The sequence below is a fragment of the Pseudomonas putida genome (assembly GCF_028682635.1).
Lineage (GTDB): Bacteria > Pseudomonadota > Gammaproteobacteria > Pseudomonadales > Pseudomonadaceae > Aquipseudomonas > Aquipseudomonas putida_AE.
This window is the reverse complement of record NZ_JANHLK010000011.1, coordinates 89,125-108,418: the sequence shown is the minus strand read 5'-3', so window position 1 is coordinate 108,418 and position 19,294 is coordinate 89,125. Positions and strand designations below refer to the sequence as shown.

General features: G+C 61.3%; 17 protein-coding genes and 4 tRNA genes. 11 read left to right on the top strand and 10 right to left on the bottom strand.

Translation table 11 applies throughout. The annotated features are described in order from the left end of the window. The first annotated feature begins 262 nt into the window (after positions 1-262). On the top strand, positions 263-2,278 hold the full coding sequence (gene uvrB / locus NPS56_RS15775; protein ID WP_274075440.1) for an excinuclease ABC subunit UvrB: 2,016 nt from the start codon (positions 263-265) through the stop codon (positions 2,276-2,278). A gap of 108 nt (positions 2,279-2,386) precedes the next feature. On the opposite strand, the gene NPS56_RS15770 is transcribed toward uvrB, so the two are convergent. Further along, positions 2,387-3,877: an MDR family MFS transporter gene (locus NPS56_RS15770; protein ID WP_274075522.1), complete on the bottom strand. Its 1,491-nt coding sequence runs from the start codon at positions 3,875-3,877 to the stop codon at positions 2,387-2,389. Between the two features lie 49 nt (positions 3,878-3,926). Beyond that, on the bottom strand, positions 3,927-5,015 hold the full coding sequence (locus tag NPS56_RS15765; RefSeq protein ID WP_274075439.1) for an HlyD family secretion protein: 1,089 nt from the start codon (positions 5,013-5,015) through the stop codon (positions 3,927-3,929). 221 nt (positions 5,016-5,236) lie between these two features. On the opposite strand from NPS56_RS15765, the gene gltX reads away from it, so the two are divergent. From gltX to NPS56_RS15715, 10 genes are all read left to right on the top strand, one after another. Then, positions 5,237-6,718, top strand: coding sequence for a glutamate--tRNA ligase (gltX, locus tag NPS56_RS15760; RefSeq protein ID WP_274075438.1), 1,482 nt, complete (start codon positions 5,237-5,239; stop codon positions 6,716-6,718). A 263-nt stretch (positions 6,719-6,981) separates the two neighbouring features. Next, a tRNA-Ala gene (locus NPS56_RS15755) sits at positions 6,982-7,057 on the top strand. A gap of 79 nt (positions 7,058-7,136) precedes the next feature. After that, a tRNA-Glu gene (locus NPS56_RS15750) sits at positions 7,137-7,212 on the top strand. A gap of 53 nt (positions 7,213-7,265) precedes the next feature. Further along, positions 7,266-7,341 (top strand) — tRNA-Ala (locus tag NPS56_RS15745). Positions 7,342-7,422: 81 nt separating this feature from the next. Next, positions 7,423-7,498 (top strand) — tRNA-Glu (locus tag NPS56_RS15740). Positions 7,499-7,682: 184 nt separating this feature from the next. Then, positions 7,683-8,222, top strand: coding sequence for a TetR/AcrR family transcriptional regulator (locus tag NPS56_RS15735; protein WP_274075437.1), 540 nt, complete (start codon positions 7,683-7,685; stop codon positions 8,220-8,222). Positions 8,223-8,251: 29 nt separating this feature from the next. Next, positions 8,252-9,085, top strand: coding sequence for an alpha/beta fold hydrolase (locus NPS56_RS15730; RefSeq protein WP_274075436.1), 834 nt, complete (start codon positions 8,252-8,254; stop codon positions 9,083-9,085). 49 nt (positions 9,086-9,134) lie between these two features. Then, positions 9,135-9,572, top strand: coding sequence for an acyl-CoA thioesterase (locus tag NPS56_RS15725; protein WP_274075435.1), 438 nt, complete (start codon positions 9,135-9,137; stop codon positions 9,570-9,572). 145 nt (positions 9,573-9,717) lie between these two features. Continuing rightward, the gene (locus NPS56_RS15720; RefSeq protein ID WP_274075434.1) at positions 9,718-10,677 is read left to right on the top strand and encodes a tRNA dihydrouridine synthase; all 960 of its coding nucleotides are present in this window, start codon (positions 9,718-9,720) and stop codon (positions 10,675-10,677) included. A gap of 121 nt (positions 10,678-10,798) precedes the next feature. Beyond that, positions 10,799-11,245, top strand: a complete 447-nt coding sequence (locus tag NPS56_RS15715; RefSeq protein WP_046817890.1) for an Hsp20 family protein — start codon at positions 10,799-10,801, stop codon at positions 11,243-11,245. Positions 11,246-11,304: 59 nt separating this feature from the next. On the opposite strand, the gene NPS56_RS15710 is transcribed toward NPS56_RS15715, so the two are convergent. The 8 genes from NPS56_RS15710 to NPS56_RS15675 all read right to left on the bottom strand — a co-directional run bounded on the left by NPS56_RS15710 (position 11,305) and on the right by NPS56_RS15675 (position 19,239). Then, complete coding sequence (locus NPS56_RS15710; RefSeq protein WP_274075433.1) at positions 11,305-12,237, bottom strand: phosphatidate cytidylyltransferase; 933 nt, start codon at positions 12,235-12,237, stop codon at positions 11,305-11,307. 1 nt (position 12,238) lies between these two features. Beyond that, positions 12,239-12,859 carry a lysophospholipid acyltransferase family protein gene (locus NPS56_RS15705; RefSeq protein ID WP_274075432.1) on the bottom strand — a complete coding sequence of 207 codons (621 nt, stop codon included), beginning with the start codon at positions 12,857-12,859 and terminating at the stop codon, positions 12,239-12,241. 9 nt (positions 12,860-12,868) lie between these two features. Further along, positions 12,869-13,324, bottom strand: coding sequence for a hypothetical protein (locus NPS56_RS15700; protein WP_274075431.1), 456 nt, complete (start codon positions 13,322-13,324; stop codon positions 12,869-12,871). Beyond that, the gene (locus NPS56_RS15695) at positions 13,314-14,657 is read right to left on the bottom strand and encodes a phosphatase PAP2/dual specificity phosphatase family protein (RefSeq protein WP_274075430.1); all 1,344 of its coding nucleotides are present in this window, start codon (positions 14,655-14,657) and stop codon (positions 13,314-13,316) included. The genes NPS56_RS15700 and NPS56_RS15695 overlap by 11 nt, the downstream gene beginning before the upstream one ends. Next, the gene (locus tag NPS56_RS15690; RefSeq protein WP_274075429.1) at positions 14,657-16,411 is read right to left on the bottom strand and encodes a bifunctional alpha/beta hydrolase/class I SAM-dependent methyltransferase; all 1,755 of its coding nucleotides are present in this window, start codon (positions 16,409-16,411) and stop codon (positions 14,657-14,659) included. Before NPS56_RS15690 ends, NPS56_RS15695 begins: the two co-directional genes overlap by 1 nt. Positions 16,412-16,421: 10 nt before the next feature. Further along, entirely contained in the window at positions 16,422-17,045 is a 624-nt protein-coding gene (locus tag NPS56_RS15685; RefSeq protein WP_274075428.1) for a CDP-alcohol phosphatidyltransferase family protein, read from the bottom strand. A 119-nt stretch (positions 17,046-17,164) separates the two neighbouring features. Beyond that, entirely contained in the window at positions 17,165-17,779 is a 615-nt protein-coding gene (locus NPS56_RS15680) for a hypothetical protein (RefSeq protein WP_274075427.1), read from the bottom strand. Then, positions 17,776-19,239, bottom strand: coding sequence for a PAAR domain-containing protein (locus NPS56_RS15675; protein WP_274075426.1), 1,464 nt, complete (start codon positions 19,237-19,239; stop codon positions 17,776-17,778). Before NPS56_RS15675 ends, NPS56_RS15680 begins: the two co-directional genes overlap by 4 nt. Positions 19,240-19,294: the final 55 nt, after the last annotated feature.

The following is a 19,294-nucleotide window of genomic DNA, read 5'->3' as shown; positions in this document are numbered from 1 at the left end:
CGGGGAGCTAGTATAGAGGCCATCCGCGAGTGATGGCGACAGACGAATCCGCTTTTAAGGTAAGTTTTTCCGATTATTTTTCGACCGTTAGTCGATTGGCGTCGTCTAAGTCTTTACCCGTTGTAGGACGTTTGCCTTGAAAGCGCTGGCAATCGACTCCACATTGAGCGCAATCCAGTTTTTTCCTCGGGCGACATCGGTCGTTTGTGGTCTTTCTCGTTCGTGTCGGTTTCACCGGCAAGAGTGATCCCAGAGGTTCTACATGTCTGAATTCCAGCTAGTCACCCGTTTCGAGCCCGCCGGCGATCAACCGGAAGCCATCCGCCTGATGGTCGAGGGCATCGAAGCCGGGCTGGCGCACCAGACGTTGCTCGGTGTGACCGGTTCGGGCAAGACCTTCAGTATCGCCAACGTGATCGCCCAGGTGCAGCGCCCGACCCTGGTGCTGGCGCCGAACAAGACCCTGGCCGCGCAGTTGTACGGTGAGTTCAAGGCGTTCTTCCCGAACAACGCCGTGGAGTACTTCGTTTCCTACTACGACTACTACCAGCCCGAAGCCTACGTGCCGTCTTCGGACACCTTCATCGAGAAAGACGCCTCGATCAACGATCACATCGAGCAGATGCGGTTGTCCGCGACCAAGGCATTGCTGGAGCGCAAGGACGCGATCATCGTCACCACGGTGTCGTGCATCTATGGCCTGGGCAGCCCGGAAACCTACTTGAAGATGGTTCTGCACGTGGATCGCGGCGACAAGCTCGACCAGCGTGAACTGCTGCGGCGCCTGGCCGACCTGCAATACACCCGCAATGACATGGAGTTCGCCCGTGCGACCTTCCGTGTGCGCGGCGACGTGATCGATATCCACCCGGCGGAATCGGATTTCGAAGCGATCCGCATCGAACTCTTCGACGATGAAGTGGAAAGCCTGTCGGCCTTCGATCCGCTGACCGGAGAAGTCATCCGCAAGCTGCCGCGTTTCACCTTCTACCCGAAAAGCCACTACGTGACGCCCCGGGAAACCCTGATGGGCGCCGTCGAAGGCATCAAGGTCGAGTTGCAGGAGCGCCTGGAATACCTGCGTTCCAACAACAAGCTGGTGGAAGCCCAGCGCCTGGAGCAGCGCACCCGGTTTGACCTGGAGATGATTCTCGAGCTGGGTTATTGCAACGGCATCGAGAACTACTCGCGTTACCTGTCCGGTCGCGAAGCCGGGGCGCCGCCGCCGACCCTTTACGATTACCTGCCGGCCGATGCCTTGCTGGTGATCGACGAATCCCACGTCAGCGTGCCGCAAGTTGGCGCGATGTACAAAGGTGACCGGTCACGCAAGGAGACGCTGGTGGAATATGGCTTCCGCCTGCCGTCGGCGCTGGACAACCGGCCGATGCGTTTCGACGAGTGGGAAAGTATCAGCCCGCAGACGATTTTCGTCTCGGCAACGCCGGGCAACTACGAAGCCGAACATGCCGGGCGTGTCATTGACATGGTGGTGCGCCCCACTGGCCTTGTGGACCCGCAAATCGAGATCCGCCCGGCACTGACCCAGGTCGACGACTTGCTGTCGGAAATCACCAAGCGCGTCGCCCTGGAAGAGCGGGTGCTGGTGACGACGCTGACCAAGCGCATGGCCGAAGATTTGACCGATTACCTGGCCGATCACGGCGTGCGCGTGCGATACCTGCACTCGGACATCGACACCGTGGAACGTGTGGAAATCATCCGCGATTTGCGCCTTGGCACCTTCGATGTGCTAGTGGGGATCAACCTGCTGCGCGAGGGCCTGGACATGCCGGAGGTGTCGCTGGTGGCGATCCTCGATGCCGACAAGGAAGGTTTCCTGCGTTCCGAGCGCTCGCTGATCCAGACCATCGGTCGGGCGGCACGTAACCTCAATGGCCGGGCGATCCTGTATGCCGACCGGATCACCGGCTCCATGGAGCGGGCGATTGGCGAAACCGAGCGTCGCCGCGACAAGCAGATCGCCTTCAACCTGGCCAACGGCATCACGCCCAAGGGCGTGTTCAAGGACGTGGCCGACATCATGGAAGGCGCCACCGTGCCGGGCTCGCGCAGCAAGAAGCGCAAGGGCATGGCCAAGGCCGCCGAAGAAAACGCCAAGTACGAAGCCGAATTGCGCTCGCCGGGCGAGATTGCCAAGCGCATCAAGGCGCTGGAAGAGAAGATGTACCAGCTGGCGCGGGACCTGGAGTTCGAAGCGGCGGCGCAGATGCGTGATGAGATTGCCAAGTTGCGCGAGCGCTTGATCACAGTCTGAAAAAGCACGGACACCGTTGACCTGTAGGAGCTGGCTTGCCAGCGAAGGCGGCATCAGGGCCACCATCGATTCGCTGGCAAGCCAGCTCCTACAGAGGTTGCGGTGGCCTCAATGGGCTTCGCCGGCCTTCAACCCCTCCGGCAACTTCCTGGTCAACAACACCGCCAGCATGCTGATCCCCAGCGCTATCCCGACAAAATGAAACGCATCGTTATAGGCCATGATCGACGCCTGCTGGTGGGCGATCTCACTGAGCTTGCCCAAAGCTGCGGCTTCACTGCCGAACCGATCCGTCAGTGACGCCATCCGCTCCGCCACCTGCGGGTTGGTCGGCACGATCGCTTCGCGCAAATAATCGTAGTAAGTCTTGGTTCGCGCATCCAGCAGCGTGGCGAGCAGGGCGATGCCGATGGCGCCGCCGAGGTTGCGCAGGATGTTGAACAGGCTCGATGCCGACCCCGCATCCTGGGGCAGGATGTACGCCGTGGCGATCAGGGAAATGGTGACCATGATCAGCGGCTGGCCCAAGGCACGAATGATCTGGATCTGATTGAACTGCGGCCCGGCGAAGTCCGGATTCAGTACGCCCGAAGAAAAACTCGCCAACCCGAAGAGTCCGAAGCCCACCGTGCACAGCCATTTCGGCGAGACATACTTCATCAGCTTGGGTACCAGCGGAATCAGGAACAGCTGCGGCACGCCCATCCACATGATCACTTCGCCGATCTGCAGGGCGTTGTAGTTCTGAATCTGCGCCAGATACAGCGGCAACAGGTAGATCGAGCCGTACAGGCCAACCCCCATCCCGATGCTGGAAATGCTCGACAGGCCGAAGTTGCGATTGCCCAGGATGCCGAGGTTGATCAGCGGATTGGGTTTGGAAAACTGCACGATCACGAAGGTGATCAGGCTGATCAGGGCGATGCTGCCCAGGCTCACGATCAGGTCCGACTCCAGCCAGTCCTTGCGATGGCCTTCTTCGAGAAACACCTGCAAGCAGCCCAGGCCGACGCCCAGGGTAACGATGCCGGCGTAGTCGGTGCTTTTAAGCAGTTCCCAGTGCGCTTCCTTCTTCTCCAGGCCGTACAGCAGGCCGGCGATCATGATCAGGCCGGGCGGAATGTTGATGTAGAAGATGTATTCCCAGCCCCAGTTTTCGGTCAGCCAGCCGCCCAGCGTCGGGCCGATGGAGGGCGCGAAAGTGGCGGTCATGGCAAACATGGCCATGCCTTTGGCACGGTGATGTTCAGGGAGTTTGATCAGCGTCATGGTGAACGCCAGCGGAATCAGGGCGCCGCCGGTAAAACCCTGGAGGGCGCGGAAGACAATCATGCTTTCCAGGCTCCAGGCCATGGAACACAGTAAGGAGGCGACGAGGAAGCCGAGGGACACCCACACCGCCAGGCGCCGCGCCGACAATAGCTGCACGAGCCAGGCGGTGAGGGGAATCATGATGATTTCCGCCACCAGGTACGAGGTGGAAATCCACGAGCCTTCTTCCAGGGTTGCCGACAGCGCGCCCTGGATGTCCTTGAGCGAGGAGTTGGTGATCTGGATGTCGAGCACCGCCATGAAGGCGCCGAGCATCACGCTCATCACCGCAATCCAGTCCCGCCGGGTCGGCTCGCCGACCGGGCGGATCAGTTGATCACCGGCCATCGTCAGGGCTGTCTTGGCTGCTCAGTTTGGCGCTGGCGTTGTCCGGTGCGTCCTTGATGTTCACCTTGGCGGTCACCGACATGCCCGGGCGAATCTTGCCGCGCAGCGGGTTGTCGGCGGCGAAAGTCAGTTTGACCGGTATGCGTTGTACGACCTTGGTGAAGTTGCCGGTGGCATTGTCTGGCGGCAGCAGGCTGAACTGCGCACCCGAGGCGGCGAACAGGCTGTCGACCCGCGCCTCGATCGGCGTGTCGCCGTAGGCGTCGAAGGTCAGCTCGGCCTTCTGCCCGGGCTGCATGTGGCCGATCTGGGTTTCCTTGAAGTTGGCCTGGATCCAGATGTCTTCATCGGGCACCACCGACAGCAGGTAGGCGCCGGCCTGCACGTACTGGCCTTCACGGGCGGCACGCTGGCCGATCAGGCCGCTGATCGGCGCATGGATTTCACTGCGGGTGAGGTTCAGCTCGGCCTGGGCCAGGTCGGCCCTGGCATTGGCGATCTGCGCGTCGAGGCGTTTGATTTCAGCGGTCAATGCGTTGACCTGCTGGCGTTGTCCCTGGGCATCCGCCTGGGCTTTGGTCAGTTGCGAGCGGGCGATGTGGTTGTCGGCGGAGAGGGTGGTCACGCGCTCTTCGGAGACATAACCGGGCTTGCGCAAGGTCTCGGCGCGGGTCAGGTCGATCTGGGAGCGGCCCAGGCTTGCCTGGCTGGATGCCACTTGCGCATCGCTGGCGGCAATCAGGCTGGCCTGCTGGGTCAGTTTGCTCTGGGCTTGCAGGCGTTCGGCCTGGCGGGTGGCGAGGGTCGAATTGGCGCGGTCGACGGCGAGGCGGAAATCGTCGCCTTCGAGCCTGATCAGCAACTGGCCTTTCTCGACGTGCTGGTTGTCCTGCACCAGCACCTGATCGATTCGTGCACCCAACTGGCTCGACACGCGGGTGATCTCGCCCTGGACATAGGCGTTGTCAGTGCTTTCATAAAAGCGCCCGTTGAAAAACCAATGGGCAAAAAAGCCCCCGGCGATCAGCAGGACAATCAACAGGAAGATGGACAGGCGACGCTTGAGTTGGGCAGGCATGGGGCAAACTGTAGTCGAGAATATGTAAGGAAAGTTATCAGCAGGTGAATCTGGCATACAGCCGATAAACGGTAAATGCCATCGGCTGATATTCGGCCATTCACCACGCTATACGCGCGTTGTAGACGCAACCTTGGCTTAAATGCCCTGTTCACTGGAGCGGGGCGGGTGTCGCCTGTTACCATTCGCCCTTTGTTTGACCTTCTTTTTCGAGACTTGCCATGACCACCGTCCGCACGCGCATCGCGCCATCGCCTACCGGGGACCCCCACGTAGGTACCGCTTACATCGCATTGTTCAACTACTGCTTTGCCAAGCAGCACGGCGGTGAGTTCATCCTGCGGATCGAGGACACCGACCAGCTGCGCTCGACCCGCGAATCGGAACAGCAGATTTTCGACGCCCTGCGCTGGCTGGGCATCGACTGGAGCGAAGGCCCGGACGTCGGCGGCCCGCACGGTCCGTACCGGCAGAGTGAGCGCGGCGATATTTACCAGAAGTATTGCCAGCAGTTGGTCGAAATGGGCCATGCCTTCCCGTGCTTCTGCACCGCCGAAGAGCTGGACCAGATGCGCGCCGAGCAAATGGCCCGTGGCGAAACCCCGCGTTACGACGGCCGCGCGCTGTTGCTGTCCAAGGAAGAAGTGGCGCGCCGCCTGGCCGCTGGTGAACCGCACGTGATCCGCATGAAGGTGCCGAGCGAAGGCGTCTGCGTGGTGCCGGACATGCTGCGTGGCGACGTGGAAATCCCGTGGGACCGCATGGACATGCAAGTCCTGATGAAGACCGACGGCCTGCCGACGTACTTCCTGGCCAACGTGGTCGATGACCACCTGATGGGCATCACCCACGTATTGCGCGGCGAAGAGTGGCTGCCATCGGCACCGAAACTGATCCTGCTTTACGAGTACTTCGGTTGGGAACAACCGGAGCTGTGCTACATGCCGCTGCTGCGTAACCCGGACAAGAGCAAGCTGTCCAAGCGCAAGAACCCGACGTCGGTGACCTTCTACGAGCGCATGGGCTTCATGCCTGAAGCCATGCTCAACTACCTGGGCCGCATGGGCTGGTCGATGCCGGACGAGCGCGAGAAGTTCTCGCTGCAGGAAATGGTCGACAATTTCGACCTCAAGCGCGTCTCCCTTGGCGGGCCGATTTTCGACATCGAGAAGCTGTCTTGGCTCAACGGCCAGTGGCTGCGTGACCTGCCGGTGGAAGAATTCGCCGCGCGCGTGCAGAAGTGGGCATTCAATTCCGATTACATGATGAAGATCGCGCCGCACGTGCAGGGCCGCGTCGAGACCTTCAGCCAGGTGGCACCGCTGGCCGGGTTCTTCTTTGCCGGTGGCGTGAACCCCGACGCCACGCTGTTCGAATCGAAGAAGCTGTCGGGTGACCAGGTTCGCCAGTTGATGCAGTTGATCCTGTGGAAACTCGAAAGCCTGCGCCAGTGGGAAAAAGACAACATCACCGCGACCATCCAGGCGGTGGTCGAATCCCTGGAGCTGAAGCTGCGTGATGCCATGCCGCTGATGTTCGCCGCGATCACAGGGCAAGCCAGTTCGGTGTCGGTGCTTGATGCAATGGAAATCCTCGGGCCGGACCTGACCCGTTTCCGTCTGCGCCAGGCGATCGACCTGCTGGGCGGCGTGTCGAAGAAAGAAAACAAGGAGTGGGAAAAGCTGTTGGGCGCGATCGCCTGATTTCCCCCTGTAGGAGCTGCCGCAGGCTGCGATCTTTTGATCTTGCTTCTATAAAGCCAACGTCAAAAGATCGCAGCCTGCGGCAGCTCCTACAGGTCCGTGTTCTGTGTAAACCTCCCGGATTTCTTGGGCGAGGGCGGTAAGTGGTTGTTATGTCGGCAAAAAATTTTAAATTTTTTGAAAAATAAGTTTGACAGGCTTTCGATACGCCCTTAAGATTCGCCCCGTCCTCAGCGATGACATCGAAGATGCATCAACGATGAGGGGCTATAGCTCAGCTGGGAGAGCGCTTGCATGGCATGCAAGAGGTCGACGGTTCGATCCCGTCTAGCTCCACCAATTTACACTTCAAGGTCTGGCCACACCGGCCTTGAAGCGATCAGCACTCAGCGTTGATCTGTTGTATAGAAGGGTTTGCGTCCCCTTCGTCTAGTGGCCTAGGACACCGCCCTTTCACGGCGGTAACAGGGGTTCGAGTCCCCTAGGGGACGCCAGTTTTACAGAAACGATGTTGCAAGATGTCGTTCCGCCGCGAGGCGAAAAATCCGGGGCTATAGCTCAGCTGGGAGAGCGCCTGCATGGCATGCAGGAGGTCAGCGGTTCGATCCCGCTTAGCTCCACCAATTTTACAAGTTCAAGGTCTGGCCACACCGGCCTTGAATCGATCAGCTCTCAGCACTGATCAGTTGTATAGAAGGGTTTGTGTCCCCTTCGTCTAGTGGCCTAGGACACCGCCCTTTCACGGCGGTAACAGGGGTTCGAGTCCCCTAGGGGACGCCACGATTACCCGCTCTGCGGGATTTTATAAGGGTCATTCAATTATTGAATGGCCCTTTTGTTTGTCTGGCGTTTGGCCAAATCTCCCTCTTTCTCTCAAACTGTTCTTCAGACCAGCGGTCACATCCATGACTTGTAGAATATTATTATGAGAATAATATTCTAGTCGTAATATTCGGAGGCAACGATGAACGATAAAAAAGCTCAAACCCGCGAACGCATCCTCAAGGCTGCCAGCGCCGCGCTGATCCAGCGTGGTCCGGCCGAGCCGAGCGTTGGCGAAGTGATGGGCGCAGCCGGCCTGACGGTCGGCGGCTTTTATGCGCACTTCGAAAGCAAGGACGCCATGATGCTTGAGGCGTTCAAGCAGTTGCTGGGTCACCGCCGTGACCTGATTGCCGACATGGATGCCCAATTGACCGGTGAAGAGCGCCGCACCCTGGTCGCAGCGTTTTATCTGTCACGCAAGCACCGCGACTCCAGCGAGTCGGCGTGCCCGATCCCGGCCTCGATCGGTGAGCTCGGTCGCCTGCCCGAGGCGTTTCGAATCGCGCTGAATGAACATATGGAGCTGATGGTCGCGCAGTTGGCGGCCAGTCCTGAAGACACCGACAAAGCCCTGGCCGACCTGGCCTTGATGGTGGGCGGCCTGGCGCTGGCACGGGCGCTGGGCCCCGGTGATTTATCCGATCGATTGCTGCGCGCGGCCAAGTCGGCGGTGCGTTGACCTGAAGGCTGCGGCCTGGGGAGAATGCGATGAGCACGTTGAAGTGGGTTCGTGGCGTTAATGGCACCTTGGGCTGGTTCGCCCCGAAGCTGGTGGCGAGCAAGATGCGCCTGGCGTTCATGACGCCGCGCGACTTCCCGCCCCGTGACTGGGAGCTGCCGCTGCTGGCAAAGTCGGAGCGCATCACCCTGCGTTTCGGTCTGTCGGCACTGCGTTGGGGGCAGGGCCCGGCAGTATTGCTGATGCACGGCTGGGAAGGGCGGCCCACGCAGTTCGCCAGCCTGATAACGGCGCTGGTCGATGCCGGTTATTCGGTGGTCGCCCTGGACGGCCCGGCCCATGGTCGCTCTCCCGGGCGCGAGGCGAACGTGGTGCTGTTCGCCCGTGCCATGCTCGAAGCCGCCGCCGAGTTACCGCCGCTGCAAGCGGTCATCGGCCACTCCATGGGCGGCGCCAGTGCGATGCTCGCCGTGCAGTTGGGCCTGCGTACCGAAACCCTGGTCAGCATTGCTGCCCCGGCGCGGATCCTCGGAGTATTGCGCGGTTTCGCCCGCTATGTAGGGCTGCCGCCGAAAGCCCGTTCGGCGTTCATCCGCCAGGTCGAGACCGATGTCGGCATGCGCGCTGCGATGCTGGATGTCGCGCACTACCAACTCGACATGCCTGGGCTGATCGTGCATGCCGAAGACGACACCCACGTTCCGGTCAAGGAATCGCAACTGATCCACGAATCCTGGTTCGACAGTCGTCTGCTGCGCCTTCAGGAAGGCGGCCATCAGCGGGTACTGGCCGACCCACGGGTCATTGATGGCGTGTTATCACTGCTGGCCGGTCGCAGCCTGCAATCGCGCCAATCGGCCTGAGCATCCGTTACACTGCCCCGGTCGAATCAATCTGACCGGGGAGTGGGGCATGGGCTGGGATCGGGCAACGCCGTTTATCATTGATCTGCAAGTGGGTGCCGAGGACATCGATGGGCTGGGGCACGCCAATAACGCGGTGTACGTGACCTGGCTCGAACGCTGTGCGTGGCGCCACTCCCAGCGCCTGGGCCTGGATCTGGTCGAGTATCGGCGCCTGGACCGGGCGATGGCGGTGGTGCGCCACGAGATCGATTACCTGGCGGCTGCCTATGAAGGCGACGAGTTGCAATTGGCGACCTGGATCGTCGATTGGGACCAGCGCCTGAAAATGACCCGGCATTTCCAGTTGAAGCGTCCCAGCGACAACACCACTCTGTTGCGCGCCCAGACCACCTTCGTCTGCATCGAACTGTCCAGCGGCAAGCCCAAGCGCATGCCGACGGAGTTCATCGAAGGCTACGGCCCCGCTATCCAAACCCCTGCCTGACACAATCCCCCTGTAGGAGCTGCCGCAGGCTGCGATCTTTTGATCTTAAAATCAAAGTCAAGAGATCGCAGCCTGCGGCAGCTCCTACAGGGGGGTGAAACCCGGTAAACTACCGCACGTTTTTTCCTTGAGTAGTGTTTTCCCCATGCAAATTGCCCTGGCGCCCATGGAGGGGCTGGTCGACGACATCCTGCGCGACGTATTGACCCGAGTGGGTGGCATCGACTGGTGCGTGACCGAGTTCATTCGGGTCAACGACCAGTTGCTCACGCCGGCCTACTTCCACAAATTCGGCCCGGAATTGCTCAACGGTGCCCGGACGGCCTCCGGTGTGCCGTTGCGTGTGCAGCTGTTGGGTTCGGATCCTGTGTGCCTGGCGGAAAACGCCGCGCTGGCCTGCGAGCTGGGCTCTGAAGTGATCGACCTGAACTTCGGCTGCCCGGCCAAGACCGTGAACAAGTCCCGTGGCGGCGCGGTGTTGCTCAAGGAGCCCGAACTGCTCAACCAGATCGTCGAGCACGTGCGACGCGCCGTGCCCGCGCACATTCCGGTGACCGCCAAGATGCGCCTGGGCTTCGACAGCCCGGACGGTTCGCTGGTCTGCGCCACCGCGCTGGCCGAGGGCGGCGCCGAGCATATCGTGGTGCATGCCCGGACCAAGGTCGATGGCTACAAGCCGCCGGCGCATTGGGAGTGGATCCCGCGCGTACAGGAAGTGGTCAAGGTGCCGGTGTTCGCCAACGGCGATATCTGGAGCGTCGAAGACTGGCGCCGTTGCCGGGAAATCAGTGGGGTGGAAGACATCATGCTCGGCCGCGGCCTGGTCTCGCGTCCCGACCTGGCCCGGCAGATTGTCGCGGCCAAGGCCGGTGAAGAGGTCGTCGAGATGACCTGGGCCGAGCTGTTGCCATTGATCCAGGATTTCTGGCTGCAAGCCAAGGCGCAGATGACCGCGCGTCAATCGCCCGGTCGCCTGAAGCAATGGCTGGCCATGCTGACGCGCAACTATCCCGAGGCGGTCGAGCTGTTCAGCGTGCTGCGCCGTGAGACGGAACTGGACCAGGTGTCGCGTTTGCTGGGGCTCCAGGTGGCTGAAGCGGCCTGAAAAAAATCTTCAAAAAATCTCTTGAAATGCACTCAGCGGTCCCTATCTAAGGGTTACGCGATGCCGAATTCGGGTCGCGGAGACAAAAAACCTTGCTGATTGTTTTCAGGAGATTTGAACCATGAGTACTGCATTTTCCCTGGCTCCACTGTTCCGTTCCTCTGTCGGTTTCGACCGTTTCAACGACCTGTTCGAAACTGCGCTGCGCAACGAGCCGGGCAGCACCTACCCACCCTACAACGTTGAAAAACACGGCGACGATCAATACCGCATCGTCGTGGCGGCGGCCGGTTTCCAGGAAGAAGACCTGGACCTGCAAGTCGAGAAGGGTGTGCTGACCATCAGTGGTGGCAAACGCGACGCCAATGAGGGCGTGACCTTCCTGCACCAGGGCATTGCCCAGCGTGCGTTCAAGCTGTCGTTCCGCCTGGCCGATCACATCGAGATCAAGGCCGCGGACCTGCGCAACGGTCTGTTGAGCATCGACCTGTTGCGGGTGGTTCCGGAAGAGGCGAAAGCCAAGCGCATCCCGATCAACGGGACGCAAAAACCGGCTCTGCAACACTAAGCCAGAGCAGAAAAAGGGCGCCATCAGGCGCCCTTTTTTGTGGGCGTGATTCGGTGGGGTCAAGTCCAGCCATAGCGCACCAGATGGAAGAAGATCGGCGCCGCAAAGCACACCGAGTCCAGTCGATCGAGCATGCCGCCATGGCCTTCGATCATGTGCCCCCAGTCCTTGACGCCACGGTCGCGCTTGATCGCCGACATGACGATGCCGCCGGCGAACCCCAGCAAGTTGATCAGCAGGGCGATGACCAGTGACTGCCAGGGGGTGAACGGCGTGATCCACCACAAGGCACAGCCGATCAGCGAGGCCAGGACAATGCCGCCGACAAACCCTTCCAGGGTCTTGGAGGGCGACAGGTTCGGGGCGATCTTGCGTTTGCCGAACAATTTGCCGCACACGTACTGCAGCACATCCGACATCTGCACCACGATCACCAGATAGGCGATCAACAGCAGGTTTCGTCCCTCATACCCGACGATGTCCAACGTCAGCAGGGCGGGCACATGGGAGACGCAGAACACCGCGATCATCAGGCCCCACTGGACTTTCGAGGCGCGCTCGAGGAAGTGCGTGCTGTCGCCGCCCAGGGACGCGAGGATCGGCAGGAGCAAGAACACGTAGACCGGAATGAAGATCGAAAACAGCCCGTACCAGTCGTAGTAGATCAACAGGTACTGCAGCGGCAGCGCCAGGTAGAAGGCCGCGACCAATGCCGGGTAGTCGCTGCGGCGGGTGGGCGTGAGGGTCAGGAATTCGCGCAGGGCGTAGAACGACACGGTGTAGAACAGCAGGATCACCGCGCCGGTGCCGAGCCAGAAGGCGACCCCGATCACCAGCACCATCACCCACCAGGCGTTGATCCGCGCGTTGAGGTTGTCGATCACCGGGTTGTCGGTACCGCGGGTGCGGCGCTTGAGCACCAGGCCGATGATCGAGGCCAGCAGCAGGAACGCGCCAATCCCGGCGAACAACATCAAGGTCTGTCTGTCCATGTCAGGCATGCTCCCCGGCCAGGCTCAGCAGCGCTTCGCGACTGCGTTCGAGGAACTGCGCCTTGCTTTCGTCTTCGTCGATGGCCAGCGCGGCACCAAAGCTGATGGTGCATAACAGCGGCAGTGGCAGCACGCGACCCTTGGGCATGACGCGGTTGAGGTTGGCGATCCACACCGGGATTACCTGCGCCTGGGGATACTGCTTTGCCAGGTGATACAGCCCGCTCTTGAAGGGCAATAGGCCGTCTTCGGGATTGCGGGTGCCTTCCGGAAAAAGGATCAGCGAATCGCCGCGCTCCAGGGCGTCGAACATCGGCTGCAAGGGATTGTCGGTACTGTCCTTGCGCTCGCGGTCAATCAGCACGCCGTTGAACACCTGGTTGATAATGTACCGGCGCAGGGGGCTCTTGAGCCAGTAATCCGCACCGGCAACCGGTCGCGTGATGCGGCGCAAGGTCGGCGGCAGGGAGGCCCACAGCAGGACGAAATCGCCATGACTGCTGTGGTTGGCGAAATAGATGCGCTGTACCGGTTGCGGCGCACAACCGAGCCAAAGGCTGCGCGCTCCGGTGAGCAGGCGCGCGGCCGAGGTGATGAGGGTGGCAACCACGGGTTCCAGCATGAGAGCTCCTTATTCGGCATAGGCCAGCCAGGGGTTGGCCAGGATGAACACCAGGGTCAACAACAGTTGGGCCGCCACCAGCAATGCCTGGCGTCGTAACAGTTTCAAGGCGCCGGCGATGCGTTCGCTCCAGGGGCGGCCGCCGCGCTCGGCAGGTTGCAGGCCCAGGGCCGTCAGCGCCTGGTCCAGGTCTTGGGTGCGCTGGGGCAAGTCTTCGGCACGGTCGGCCAGATGGCGGAACAGATCGGCGTCGAAGGCTACCCGCAGTGCCCAGTATTTTTGCCACAGGCCGAGCACCAGTAGTCCGCCGCTGCAGGCCAGGCTCCACAACCCCGGGCCGGGCATCAGGTACTGGCCCAGGCCGAGCAGGGCGCCGAGCAGGGTGAGGCCGCTGGACAATCGATCCAGGGAGTCGCCACGGCGCAACAGACTGGCTGTCACCTGCAGTTGCATATCAATGGACACCTTTCTTCTCCATGCTGGTCGCCAGCGGCTCCAGCGCCTCTCGGTGCAGGAGACCCAGAACAATCCCCGGGCGTGCGCGCTGGATCACCAAAAAGGCTTCGGCGACACTGCTGGCCCGCCCGGTGTGCAGCAGCCAGGCGGCGACTGCGGTGGCGCTGCGCGAATAGCCCAAGGCGCAGCAGACCAGTAGCGGCCCGTGCTGGCGCAGGCTTTCGATGGCCAGCGCGGCTTCCTGGCATTGCAAGGGGGTGGGGGTGGTCAAGTCCAGCACCGGTAGCGTGCGATAGGCGACGCTGCCAGGATCGAGCGACAGTTCGGCACACAGGTCGAACACGGCACTGAAGGGGCTGCCCTTGAGTTCCCGGCCAGTCGGTATGCGTCCGAGCCAGACGTCATCGATTACCTGGTCCGGTAGTGGATTGTTGCGCGTCCACAGGCGCGAATTGAGCCAGGCGGCAGCCAGGTAGGGCGCCATCAACCAGCGTGCGGCAGGGGACAGGCGTCCATCGGCGCCTTTCTGAAAACCTTCTGCACCCAGCACGGCGTAATTGAGCGCCACCAGCAGCAAGGCCGATGCAGGCCAGGTCAGCCACAGCCAGATGCCCCCGAAGCTGAAGGCCGGGACGGCAAAAGCAGCAGCCCCCACCAGGTAATACAGCGCCAGTTGCCAGCGTTTTTGCCCGGTTGCCAGTCGGGCGCGCTGCAAAGGGCCAGGTCGCTCCAGCGGCCACAGCCAGACACACAGCCAGCCAAGCAGCACGCCGGTCGGCAGATCGATGAAGTGGTGCTGGTAAGTGGTCAGCACCGAGATCCCGATGAGGATGAACCAGGCATGCATCAATCCGCGCCAGAGGCCCTGCAAGTGCCGGTGGTAGCAAGTCCACAGGATCACCAGCAAGGCGATGTGCAGGGATGGCGCCTGATTGAATGGCTTGTCAAAGCCTGCCAGGACATCGAACAGCCAGCCGAATACGCCGTCAAGTTCCGGCCGGGCGAAGGTGAAGCGCAACGGCCAGATCAGGAAACAGCTGACCGCAATGAGTTGCGCGGTCAGCAGGCGCAAGGCGTGGCGCTTGAGTTCCTGGCGACTGTCGGGCAGCAGCAGGGATAGGCCGTACAGCAAGTCGATGGACCAGTAGGGGACGATGGTCCAGGCCCAGAACGGCATGTGGTTTTCCCAGCCGAATACCAGGCTGCCGACATCGTCGCGCTGGGTGGTGAACCAGGTGGCAAACCCGTAGGTGCCGAAGAACAACGGCGCCAGGAGCAGCAGCCAGAGCAGCGCAGGTTTGAGCAAACCGGGTTCGCGTGTCGTCGTCGTGTTGCGCAGCATCAAGACACCCGTTGCGCGAGAGCCACGCTGAAAATGCCCCACTCGTCGACGCGCATGCTGACCTTGCGAAAACCGGCGGCCTCCACCCGTTGGTCCGTTTCCACCTGGGTGCGCCGGCGCATGACCCAGGCCTGGCCTTCACGGTGGCTGGTCAAGGCGCGGGCGATCAGTTCCAGTTGCGGATGCCAGGGTTGACCGGTATAGACCAGGTATCCGCCCGGCTCCACGGCTTCGGCCAGGCCAGCTAGGGAAGCCGCGACCATCTGGTTGTCTGCGAACAGCTCGTACAGACCGGAGACCACCGCCAGGGTCGGCTTGGGTTGCAGCGCAGCCAGGTCGGCACGGTCGAAGGCGTCGCCCTTGACGAATTGTGCGATCCCTTCCAGGCCTTTCTCGCGGATCAGCGCGCTGCCGTCGCGCACGTTGATGTCGCTGTAGTCGCGCAACAGGATCGACTCGGGTAACGGGCTGACGCCCTGAAGGGCTTCGAGAATGTAGCGTCCGTGGCCGGCGGCGATGTCGACGATGCGCACTTCGCGGCCCTGGTCGCGCAATTGCTGCATCGCCAGGCGCAGCAGTTCTTCGACGTGCAGCTTGCGTTGGCGAATGCCGCGCCAGCCGATGGAATCGAGGTAATTGCGGTCGATCAGGCGGCCGACACCCGACTTGCCCGTGGCTGTGTTGCGGTAGACGTAGTCCAGGGTGCTGCCGGAGTCGAAGCCGGTGTCGAACCCCAGCTTGATCCCGGACGACAGTTGGCTGCCCAGGCGCATGCTGGCGCGGGTCATGCGCCAATACAGGTCGCGCAGTGAGTTGTGCGGCAGCGGCGCGGCCAGTGATTCGGATTCGGCGCAGGTCAGGCCCAGGCGATCGGCATTCAGCAGGCTGGTGCGTTCGCTCGGCTGTGCGAAGTTCTGCTGGATGAAGCGACGTGCGCTGGCGACGGCGTGCCCGCGGTTCTTTTCGCCCAGGGTGTCGTGGAAGAACCCCGGCAGGATGTGTTTTTCCTTGCGCAGGCTGCCCAGGCGCTCGAAGAACTGTTCCTGAGGTTGGCGATGCACGACGAAGTCGGCACCGGAGATCAACAGCTGGGTGGGTATTGTTATGGCCTGGGCATCGGCCACGACCCGTCCGGCGGCCTCGTAGAGACCGAGCAGGACATTGACTGAAATGGCCTTGGTGATCAGCGGATCGCTGTCGTAGCTGGCGACGCGTTGCGGGTCGTGGCTGAGAAAGCGCGCCTTGACGTAGCTGTTGACGAAAAAATTGCCGCGCCACCGGCGCATCAGCGCCAACCCCTGGCGGGCGAAGGGCACGTAGAGCTTGACCTTGAACGCCGGCGACGCCAGCACCAGCGCTCGGATGCGCGGCGCGTAATCGTGGGCCCACGTGGCGACGATCACCGCGCCGACGCTTTGCGCGATCACCGCGATATTTTCTTCGTCGATCTGATAGGTCGCGCCCAGGTGCTCACAGAAAGTCTGCACGTCCCGCACGCTGGTGGCAAAACCGGGGCTGTCGCCCCGGGCGCCCGGCGAGAGGCCATGGCCCCGGGCATCCCAGGCGAAGAAGTCAAAACCGGGCAGGTCCAGTTCATCCACCAGATGGGCAATGCGCCCGGAGTGTTCGTGGCCGCGGTGAAACAGCAGCACGGCCTTGCGCGGCTCCCCAGGTTCCGGGGTGCCGGGCCAGTGTCGGTAGAACAGTTGCACGTCATCGTGGGTGGTGAATGTCTGTTGTTGTGCTTCGCGCATTGCCATTTCCTTAGGCTGAAGAGCTGTCAATTTGTGCTTCCCTGAGGCCCTGGCGGACCCGGTTGATCAAGGTATAAACCAGCAGCATCGCGATGATCGCGAACACCGTGTTGATCCAGAACGCGCCGATCCAGCCCGGTACGATGCCAGCGGCCACCACCCCCAGGACAAACGCCCGGTCACTTTTGCCCATGGGCCCGTCATAGCGCCGCGAAGCCCCGACCATCGGCCCCAGCACGCCGCTGTACTCGCTGAACAAGGCGAGCAGCGCCACCAGCAACACCAGCCACAGGCTGACGCCGGGCAGCAGGGCGAACGGCAGGATCAGGGCGCAGTCGGCAGTGATGTCGCACAGCTCATTCAAATACGCCCCCAAACGCGACTGCTGGTTGAATTCCCGAGCCAGCATGCCGTCGATGGCGTTGAGCGCCATGCGCACGATCATCCAGATGGGTACCAGTGCAAAGATCCAGGGGTGATGCACGAAGCCTGCGATCACGGCGCCCACAAGGATTGAGCCGATGCCCGCGATCAGGGTGATCTGGTTGGCGGTGGTGCCGTTGTCGAACAGGCGCTGGACCAGGGGGCGCAGGAGGTTTTGGAACGCGGGTTTGATCTGGTAGATGCTGGGCACGTTGGAGAGGTCTCGGCCTTGGATAGTTGGGGCTGGGGATATGGTTACTGAGTGTAGATGGCATCTTGGGATGGATTTGGTGATGGCGCCTGGTGTGTGGGGTTAATGCTCGAAGCATGTCAGGGATTCGTCCATGGCGTGGCCAGTGACAGCGTGATGAGGTAACGCTCCTCGGTGGGGTGCCTGTAATCCGTGAAACGATTGACCACCATCATCACCTGATACTGGGTGCCTGCATGCCAGTAGGATGTGCCGCCTTTGTTTGCATCGCGTAATTGGGCACGCCAATGCGGCATGTCCGCGAACGGTGGGAAGTCATTGACCCTGATGGGTACCCAGCCAGCATTGCGCCATTGCTCCTGTAGATCCAGCACGACCTTGAGTGTGTCGTCGAGCAGCAGCGGCTCGATTTGTGGGGACATGCGGACACTGCTGACCCGCTCATCATCGAAACTCACGGTAAAGAAACGGGCCAATGGGGTCACAAAGCCGTATTGAGGGTCTGCGAAGCGCAGGCGAGCATCAGACTTGGCCTGCCGCCCCCAATAGTGTCCGGGAATGGCTGGATCAATGGCCGCACTGGAGCGACGGCGCATATCCTCCCAAGGTTCGCCAATCAACAGGGCAATTTCCGGCTCATCCGAGAGGGCCTCAATCGCTGCCAATGTCAGGAGGGCCGCGACCGCCAGTGCCAACGCACCACGACGCCAGCCCACGCGTTGCAACAGGCTCATCGCACGCCTCCACCCCAGGCGATATCCCTAATCGACTGCTCAATCTGCCCGCGCTGGTTGCTGCGTAATAGATCATCAAACTGATCTGCGGCTCTGAGCACGAAGGGCATGCGCTGATTGATATCGGCCAGGTTGGCAGTGAGGCTGTTGCTGAAACCAACGGTACGTCCATCGTCGATACGGCGGCATTGACTGGCCAACGTCAGTTCGATGGCTTCGGCGGCGCCAGACGGGATACTGCTCAGGTAGGAAAGATGATTGCTGTACAGCAATGAGCTGAATCGCCAGTCGTTGTACATCGCTGGTTGCAGAATATTTTGTTGTTCGTGCCAAGCCAAATGTTCAACGCTTTTGGCGATGTTGCCCGCTTCTATCGCCTCAAAGGCTAGCAGGATTTCCTTGTGGTCAATCCCGAACTTCAGTGTTTTCTCGCCGACCGGCCACAGCACCGGATACTGCCCACTCCCATAGATGTTTTTCCGTGAAGGCAGACAATCCTTCAGCGCCTCCAGCCCACGTTCCCTGTAGAACACATGCAACGGATACACATCCAAAAACAGCGTGGTATTTCCCATGGCCAACATCTCGTACACAAATCTGTACATCCGTTGCGAGTACGTCAAGGGCATGTCGGCACCCCAGTGGGTGAAGCCCCACACCGGGTTGTCACGGTTGGCCTGTTCGTACTCGTGCTGGCGCTGCTCGAACTCGCGAATTTTCGCGCGCTTTTCCCACTCGCTGCGGCTGAACAAGCCTCCGAATCCTTGTCTGGCACTGTCCCTCAGTTGCTGTATCGCCTGCTCTTCCGCTTGCATCTTCTCGATCGTCTCGGCGGCGTGCAGCAATCCACAGCCCACCTGTTTCGAGGCGAAGGCCGCCAGCCCTGCCCACTGAAATCGTGGATCGAGGCGCCACAATTGCGCGTAGGCGGCATTGATCGCCTTGTTGCGCGTCTTCGGATCGGCGATCAGTTTGCCGCCCGGCGCCACGACGTTTTCGACCCTTTGCTGATACCCGCGCCAAAGGTTTTCACAGACTGTCCCCGGCCGTTCGCTGAGCGTGGGTGTGGGTGCCCGCGCTGAAGTGAAACTGGATGGTTGCGGTGTGACCGGGTTGTTGGGCGCAACCGGCGCGGCTTCCTGTTGAGGGTCGCTCCTCACGGCTTGCGGCGCTGCACCCTGTATGGACTCATAGCTGATGTTGGTAAACGAGGGGTTAAGCCCGGCCTTGCAGGGACAGCTGCTGCGGCTATCCAGCGAACCAGCTGCCAGCCTACCGTGACTGTCAAAGGACGAAATACCACCGACAATCTTGTAGGTTTCGTCGTTCTTGCCACAGGAAACCGGATCCCCCTCGCGAGCATGGGCGAAGCCGAACATCATGATGCGGGTATCGGTTTCCAGCACCTCGCCACCGCAACTGGTCTTGTCGCCCTTGCGAATGAAATATCCCTTGGCCATGGCTGCAACTCCTTGTCTGATGACGATCAAATTGCGCCTGCCTCCGAAGGAATGA

Coding starts and splice junctions, on each gene's coding strand:
- NPS56_RS15735 (WP_274075437.1), top strand. CDS start 7,683: ATGAACGATAAAAAAGCTCAAACCCGCGAACGCATCCTCAAGGCTGCC.
- NPS56_RS15680 (WP_274075427.1), bottom strand. CDS start 17,779: ATGAGCCTGTTGCAACGCGTGGGCTGGCGTCGTGGTGCGTTGGCACTG.
- NPS56_RS15730 (WP_274075436.1), top strand. CDS start 8,252: ATGAGCACGTTGAAGTGGGTTCGTGGCGTTAATGGCACCTTGGGCTGG.
- NPS56_RS15695 (WP_274075430.1), bottom strand. CDS start 14,657: ATGCTGCGCAACACGACGACGACACGCGAACCCGGTTTGCTCAAACCT.
- NPS56_RS15715 (WP_046817890.1), top strand. CDS start 10,799: ATGAGTACTGCATTTTCCCTGGCTCCACTGTTCCGTTCCTCTGTCGGT.
- NPS56_RS15725 (WP_274075435.1), top strand. CDS start 9,135: ATGGGCTGGGATCGGGCAACGCCGTTTATCATTGATCTGCAAGTGGGT.
- uvrB (WP_274075440.1), top strand. CDS start 263: ATGTCTGAATTCCAGCTAGTCACCCGTTTCGAGCCCGCCGGCGATCAA.
- NPS56_RS15710 (WP_274075433.1), bottom strand. CDS start 12,237: ATGGACAGACAGACCTTGATGTTGTTCGCCGGGATTGGCGCGTTCCTG.
- gltX (WP_274075438.1), top strand. CDS start 5,237: ATGACCACCGTCCGCACGCGCATCGCGCCATCGCCTACCGGGGACCCC.
- NPS56_RS15675 (WP_274075426.1), bottom strand. CDS start 19,239: ATGGCCAAGGGATATTTCATTCGCAAGGGCGACAAGACCAGTTGCGGT.
- NPS56_RS15765 (WP_274075439.1), bottom strand. CDS start 5,015: ATGCCTGCCCAACTCAAGCGTCGCCTGTCCATCTTCCTGTTGATTGTC.
- NPS56_RS15705 (WP_274075432.1), bottom strand. CDS start 12,859: ATGCTGGAACCCGTGGTTGCCACCCTCATCACCTCGGCCGCGCGCCTG.
- NPS56_RS15720 (WP_274075434.1), top strand. CDS start 9,718: ATGCAAATTGCCCTGGCGCCCATGGAGGGGCTGGTCGACGACATCCTG.
- NPS56_RS15690 (WP_274075429.1), bottom strand. CDS start 16,411: ATGCGCGAAGCACAACAACAGACATTCACCACCCACGATGACGTGCAA.